Raw genomic sequence first — 7,077 nt, forward strand, 5'->3', positions numbered from 1 at the left:
CCCCGACGCAGACCAGCGCGTCGCTCCAGCGGGACGCGAGCCGTTCCCAGCGGCGGCTGAGGGCGTCCTGCCGACGTCCGGTCACGGCGAGCCAGGACCAGCCGTGCGGCTGGAAGATCGTGGGCGTGCCGTGCGGGCGGCGCAGCAGCCGTCCCGCCAGACCCGCCTTGGACGAGTGCAGATGGACGACGTCAGCCCCGAAACTCTTCACCAGGCGGCGGAGGCTGAGGGATTCGAGCAGGGTCCGCGGCCCGGGAGCGCGCCCGGCGGGCCAGTTGAACCAGGGCACGCCCGCCGCCGCGCACCGCGCGGGCAGATCACCGCCCGCCGGGCACGCGACCCCCACCTCCCAGCCACGTTTACGCTGGTCACCGGCCACCTGCCCGACATAGACGGCGACCCCGCCCGCGTTCGGCTGGCTGACGTGCAACACCCGGATCGGCGCCGACGGCCCGCCCGGCGCCGCCACGCCGCCGCAGTCAGCCATGCGCGAGGATCTCCGTCACGAACCCACCTCGACCCGCTCGGCGCGCCCGGCGGGCGACTCGTCCAGAACGGCGGCACCCTGGGGCGGAGTCGCACGGCGCCGGCCCCGCTGCGTGCTCAGCACGGCCGCGCTGAGCCCGGCGAGCAGCACCCCGGAGGCGGTCCCGACCGCGATGCCGAGCGGCAGGTTCGGCGACGACGGCGCCGGGGGCGGGGCCGCGCGGCCCATCAGCGCGACGCGGACCCCGGTGTCGGCCCGGTGGGACGTCCCGTACCGGACGAGCGCGTCGGCCGCGCCGTTGGCGAACGCGGCGGCGTCGCGCGCCGTCCGCCCGCTGCCCGCCAGCCTGATCACCGGCGTGTCCGGCGACGTGGACGCCCGGACGTGCTCGCGCATGGACCCGGGCGGGGCGTCCGGCAGCGGGATCGTGGAGTACCGGAGCGTCTCCTCCAGCGGCGCGAGCCGCCCGTACAGCTGCGCGAAGCTCAACGCCGCCGGACCGGACCTGTCGGGCCCGACCTCGTCCACCACTAGGACGAACGCGCTCGCGGTGTAGGTGGCGGGCGCGTACAGGGCATATCCCAGGCCGCCGAGCATTCCCGCCAGGACGAACGCGATGGACGGCCCGCACCACCTGGGCAACACGGCGAACGGCAACGGCATCCGTACGCGCCTCATACCGGGCGCCCTTCGCCCGCCCCGCCCGCTCTGCTCGCTCCGCCCGCTCTGCCCGGCGTCACGTCGCGGCGTCTGTCGCGGCATCTTGAGCCCTTTCTCGCATCGGAATGACCTCGCCGGACAGCGGCTCCGGACGGTAGAGCCGGGCGAGCTCGGCGGCCTGCGCGGCGATGGCGTACCGGCCGGTGACGACCGCCGGCACGCGCGCCCTGTCCCGGGTCTCGTGGACGGCGCGCCGGATCTCCTCGGCCCAGATCCGCACGTCGGACGGCAGGCGCCGGGCGGCACCGTCCGGGACGGCCTCGCCGCGCGGAAGGTCGTCGAGCGCCGGGCACGTCGTGTAGAGGACGGGCAGCCCGGCGGCCAGCGCCTCCACGGCACCGAGCCCGAACGTCTCCTGGACGGACGGCGCGGCGAGCACGTCCATCGCCGCCAGCGCGCCCGCCACATCCGACGTCCCGCCCGCGAACCGGACGGCGGCGCCGGTCTCGTCCGCCACCTGTTGGAGCGTTCCGCGCAGCGGGCCCGTCCCGACCAGCAGCAGCCGGACGCCCCCCACCCGCGCCACGGCCTCGATCAGCAGGTCGAACCGCTTCGTCGGCACGAGCCGCCCGACCGCCCCGACGACCGCCTCGTCGGGCCCGATGCCGAGCCGCCGCCGCGTCGAGGCCCTGCGCGCGGCGTCGAACGCGAAGTCGTCGGCGTCGATCCCGTTCGGGATCACGAAGATCCGGCCCGGCCGGATGCCCCAGCGGCGCAGCCGCGCCGCGACGGTCGGCGACACCGCGACGGTCGCCGTCCCGAGCCGTTCGGTCGCCCGGTACAGCGCCCGGACGCCGCGCGTCACGGCCCGTCCCTCGATATGCCCGTCGCCCAGCGAATGCTCGGTGGCGATGATCCGGGGCGTCCCGGCCATCCACGCGGCGACGCGCCCGTAGACGCACGCCCGGTAGAGGTGCGTGTGGACGACGTCGTACCGCCCCCGCCGGATCAGCCGCACGAGCCGGGGCAGCGCCGCGAGATCCCGGTTCCCGCGCATACCGACCTCGTGAACGGGCACGCCCGCCGCGCGGATCTCCGCGCCGACCGCACCCACCCGCGTCAACGTCGCGACCTCGCACCGCACGGGCGGCGGCAGATGGCGGAGCAGCAGCGCGAGCTGCCGTTCGGCGCCGCCGTGCTCCAGCCCCGTGATGACGTGCAGGACCCGGGTCACACGCGGCTCCGTTCGCGCAGCTCGTGCCGGACGAGCTTGGCGCGCATCCGCAGCGGCCCGTCCCGGTCACCGATGTAGGTGCGGGGCAGCGCGTGCCGGCTGGGCTCGTCCGGGACGATGTCGCACGCGTAGTCGTATCCGGCCGCGCGCACCGCGTCGACCTCGCGCGACGTGGCGTGCCCGTACGGATAGGCGAACCCGGTGACCGGCCCGTCGACCAGCTCCTCCAGGGCCGCCCGGCTCTCCTCCAGCTCCTCGCGGAGTTCGGTGTCGTCCGTCCTGGGCAGCGAGACGTGGTGCCGCCCGTGCGACCCGATCTCGATGCCCGCCCCCGCCACCGTGCGGATCTGGTCGGCCGTCATGAGGGGTTTGCGCGGTCCGTCGTCCCATGCGTTGTAGGTTCCGATCCGTCCGGTGACGATGAACGCTGTCGCGGTGAACCCGTACCGCAGCAGCGCCGGGACGGCCCGGGTCGCGAAGTCGGCGTAGCCGTCGTCGAAGGTGAGCCCGACGAGGCCGCGGCCCCGTCCGGCGGCGTGCGCCTCCAGCAGCTCGCGCATGCCGACGCCGCGCAGGTCCCGGGCCCGCAGCCAGGCGAGCTGCCGCTCGAAGCGGGCGGGCGACACCGTCACCAGGTGCGGGTCCTCATCGAAGTGGTCGACCGAGTGGTACATCAGCACCAGCGGCGCCGGACGGATCTCCTCCGGCGGTCGCGGGGGCGCCGGTTCGGTCACCCGTGTCGGTTCGGTCGGCTGGCTCACTGGTCTCCCCCGATTCGATACGGCCGCGCCACGAGGCGGCGAGGCCGGGTCCCGCCAGGACGATCACGACGGCGAACACCGCCGCGGTCACCAGCCCCCCGGCGGCGAGCTGGACGATGGGCGGCATCCGTCCGCTGGACGCGCCCGCGACGGCTACCCCGGCCGCGCAGGCCCCGGCCGCCGCGAGCACGAGCCGCGCTACGTCGGCGGCGATCCGCCGGAGCGCGACGGGCGCGACGCCCGCGCGCAGCCCGGCCAGCAGCAGGACGGCGGCGAGCGTGATCCCGGCGGCGTTCGCGGCGGCCAGCGCGACCGTCCCGGCGGACGCGGCGAACGCGCCCCCGATCGCGGCGGTGACCGCGAGGCCGCCGAACAGCACGATGGCGGGCCGCCAGGTCGGGCGGCGCTGCGCGAAGAACGCCCGCGTGGCGAGCCCGACCGCCATCTGCCCCCACAGACCGAGGGCGTAGACGCGCATGACGGACGCGGTGCTGCGCGTGTCCGCCGCCGTGAACTCGCCGTGCTCGAACAGCACCTTGATCACGACGGGCGCGAAGGCGATGAGGAACGCGGTCGCGGCCAGCACCATCGCGCTCGCGACCGCCAGGTCCTGCTGGATGCGGCGGGCGACGAGCCGGGTGTCGCCGTCCGCCGACGCGCGGGCGAGCCGCGGGAACGTCACGGTGACGATCAGCAGCGACAGGATCATCGGCACCTGCGCGACCTTCTGCGCGTAGTTCAGGTGGGAGATCGACCCGGCGGCCAGCTCCGACCCGAAGAACCGCTCGACGAACACCTGCGCCTGCCGGGTCACCGTGTACACGACGACGGGCGCGGCGGCCGCCAGCCCGACCCAGACATCGACGTCCCCCTGGACGGACTCGACCCGGGGCCGGGATTCGCGCAGGCAGCGCACGAAGGCAGGCCCCTGAACCAGGACCATCAGAACGCTCCCGCACGCGACGCCGATCGCCGCGCTCGTGACGCCGACGGCGCCCGACAGCCCGGCGATCAGCGCGAGGATGCCCACGTTGTACGCGAGGTAGATCGCGGCGGGCGGCCCGAATCTGTGGTGGGCGCGCAGCGTCGCGCTCATGAATCCAGCGACGCCGAACGTCACCACGGTGATCGCCGTCAGCCGGACGCACCGGATCGCCGGGTCCCGCTCGGTGAGGCCGGGGGCGAGGGCGTCCACCAGCACCGGAGCGGCGGCCATGAGCGCGACCGTGACCAGCGACAGGCCGAGGATCATGCGCGGCAGCGTCGTCCCGACGAGGGGGCGCAGCCCGCCGCCGCGCGCGAGCAGCCGCGTGACCGCGGGGATCATGAGGAGGGCCATGGCGTCCTCGATGAGCAGCGGCGAGACGGTCTCGGGGATCGTCCACGCGACGAGGAACGCGTCCGTGCTGCCGCTGGCGCCGAACAGGTGCGCCATCTGCAGGTCGCGCAGGAACCCGAGCCCGGTTCCGGCGGCGATCAGCACCCCGGACAGCGCGGCGGCCCGTCCGACGGAGGACCCGGCGAAGTTCCCGGCGGACGCCTTGGCGGCGGCCGACGTGGAGCCGGAGGCGGAAGCGGAGGCTGAGGCGGCGGCGGTCATCAGCGCACCGCCCCGAACGCACGGGAGGCGACGACCCCGAGCACGATCGCCACCAGCGCGCACGTAGCGCCGCCCAAGTCGGCGTACAGGAAGTTGACCAGCAGAAACGTCAGCAGCCCGACGCTCACGAACCAGAACGGGTCACGAACGCCGCGCCGCCGCCACAACCCGCCGACCATCACGCCCACCAAAGCCGCGAAACCCGCGAAACCCACCATGCCCTGCTCCGACAGGAACAGCAGATATTCGCTATGCGGCGACAGAAGCGGCTGCCGGGCATACCCATGCACCGGATCATCGGTCTCGCTGCCCGACGACAGCTCGATCCCGGCATAGGCATCACGGAATGCGGGGAAGTTCTTGACGCCCACGCCCGTGCCGGGATTGTCCTCCCAGATCCGGACGGCGGCCGCCCACAGGCTGTACCGGTCGTCCACCGACTGGTCGGGTTCGCTGATCGAGCCGGCCATGCTCTCGGACCGCTCGACGACGGCCTGCGCCCCACCGCCGACGCCTCCGCCCGCGACGACCACGAGCAGGAGCGAGGCGCAGCAGGCCAGCACCTTGACGGCCGTCCAGCGGTCGAAGAGCACCAGGGCGAGGACGGCGGCGGCACCGAGAGCGATCCACGTCCCGCGGCTGAGCGAGGCCGCCAGCGCGACACCCAAAACCCCAAGCCCACCCACCGCAACAACGACGGCGCCAAAACCCCACGCACGAGCGAACAACGCAAAGGCCGTCAAAGTCAGGAACGCGATCCCGACCACAACGGACATGCCCATCACGTTTCCCGCGCCGAACGTCCCGACGGCCCGGATGTAGGCGCCGCCCATCGACGCGCCGTTCCCGGTGGCCGACTGCCAGATCCCGACCCCGGCCTCCCAGAACCCGAGGACGAGCACCGACGAGCAGACGATGGCGAAGTCCCAGCGGTCGCGGACGAGCAGCACGACGGCCAGCGGCACCAGCACGAATATCTGCATGTCCCGGACGAACCCCGGCAGGCTGGACGCGATGTCGGCGGAGCACACCGTGCTGATCCCGAGCGCCGCCACGAGCGGCCCGAACGCGAGCAGCGCCGCGCGCGGCATCGCGACCCGCCCCGCGACCAGCAGCAACGTCGCGACGAGCACCAGCACGGCACCGGCGACGTCCCCGGCCGTGACCTGCATCCCGTCGCCGATCACCTCCGAGCCTGGCGGGAGCCCGACGCTGAGCACGCCCGCCGCGACCAGCCAGCTCGGCCGCCTGACCAGCCGGCGCCCGCCCGCCGGGGGCGCGGCGGGTGCCGCGGACTCCGCGGCGGCGGGCGGCGCGGAGGCCGTCATCCCGCCCCCCGGAAGATCATCGCCCGGACGGTCAGTAGCAGGATCTTCAGATCACCGCTGAAGGACCAGTGGTCGATGTAGTGGTTGTCGAGCCTGGCGCGAAGCTCGATGGACGTGTCCCCCCGGAATCCGTGGATCTGCGCCCAGCCCGTCATCCCGGCCGGAACACGGTGCCGCAGCATGTACCCGGGACAACTACGAGAGAACTGCTCAACAAAATGAGGCCGCTCCGGACGCGGCCCCACAAGGCTCATATCGCCACGAATGACATTCCACAATTGCGGCAGTTCGTCCAGCGACGTGGCCCGCAGGAACCGCCCCACCCGCCCGATCCGGTCGTCGTCCCGCACCGTCCAGCGCGTGTCGGACTCGCGCTCGTCCACCTTCCGCAGCGTCCGGAACTTCAGCAGGACGAATTCCTCGCCGCCAAGCCCGATGCGCCGCTGCCGGAACACCACACCGGGCCCGCCCTCCAGGCGCACGGCCACGGCGCACACCGCGATCACCGGCAGCGCCGCGCAAAGGAGCAGGGACCCGGCGACGAGATCGAGCACCCGCTTGGCGTACCGGGCGGACGGCCCCCGGAGCCGCCAGTCGACCCGCGCGCACGGCAGCCCGGCGAGCCGGTCCCGCCGCGCCGCCGCGATAGGGACGACATCCGACGGCGGCTGGACGAGGAGCGTCTCGCACGGCAGCCCGAACGAGATCCGCAGCACGGTGTCCAGATGGTTCGGATGGACGTCCTCCGCGATCACGACCAGCGTGTCGATCCCGTGCCGCTCGACGAGCGAGGGCAGGTCGGCGGTCTCCCCGAGAACGGGCACCACGGAACGTCCACCGGGACCTCCCTCCGCCGCGGGAATCCCGGCCGCCACCTGCCCGACCGCCGCAAGCCCGAGTTCTCCCCGTTCCCCCAGGATCCGGGCCAGGTGCGCGGCCATCCCGCCCGTCCCGACGATCAGCGCAGCACGCGCCCGCGACCGCCGGCACCGGTACGTCCTCATGGC

Annotated in this window: 7 protein-coding genes; all 7 read right to left on the bottom strand. The window is 74.0% G+C overall.

Going from position 1 to position 7,077, the window contains the following annotated elements:
• A partial coding sequence (locus E1264_RS37945) for a glycosyltransferase (protein WP_165964589.1) occupies positions 1-487 on the bottom strand: 487 nt, incomplete at its 3' end.
• 15 nt (positions 488-502) lie between these two features.
• Positions 503-1,150: a hypothetical protein gene (locus tag E1264_RS37950; RefSeq protein ID WP_132181626.1), complete on the bottom strand. Its 648-nt coding sequence runs from the start codon at positions 1,148-1,150 to the stop codon at positions 503-505.
• Positions 1,151-1,223: 73 nt separating this feature from the next.
• Entirely contained in the window at positions 1,224-2,381 is a 1,158-nt protein-coding gene (locus E1264_RS37955) for a glycosyltransferase (protein ID WP_132181628.1), read from the bottom strand.
• Entirely contained in the window at positions 2,378-3,055 is a 678-nt protein-coding gene (locus E1264_RS37960) for a polysaccharide deacetylase family protein (protein ID WP_132181636.1), read from the bottom strand. Before E1264_RS37960 ends, E1264_RS37955 begins: the two co-directional genes overlap by 4 nt.
• Positions 3,027-4,742, bottom strand: a complete 1,716-nt coding sequence (locus E1264_RS37965) for a lipid II flippase MurJ (RefSeq protein ID WP_132181630.1) — start codon at positions 4,740-4,742, stop codon at positions 3,027-3,029. The genes E1264_RS37960 and E1264_RS37965 overlap by 29 nt, the downstream gene beginning before the upstream one ends.
• On the bottom strand, positions 4,742-6,070 hold the full coding sequence (locus E1264_RS37970) for an O-antigen ligase family protein (protein WP_132181632.1): 1,329 nt from the start codon (positions 6,068-6,070) through the stop codon (positions 4,742-4,744). The genes E1264_RS37965 and E1264_RS37970 overlap by 1 nt, the downstream gene beginning before the upstream one ends.
• The coding region (locus tag E1264_RS37975; RefSeq protein ID WP_132181634.1) for a sugar transferase at positions 6,067-7,077 on the bottom strand (1,011 nt) is incomplete at its 5' end. The genes E1264_RS37975 and E1264_RS37970, both read right to left, overlap by 4 nt.

Source organism: Actinomadura sp. KC216, from assembly GCF_004348535.1.
GTDB lineage: Bacteria > Actinomycetota > Actinomycetes > Streptosporangiales > Streptosporangiaceae > Spirillospora.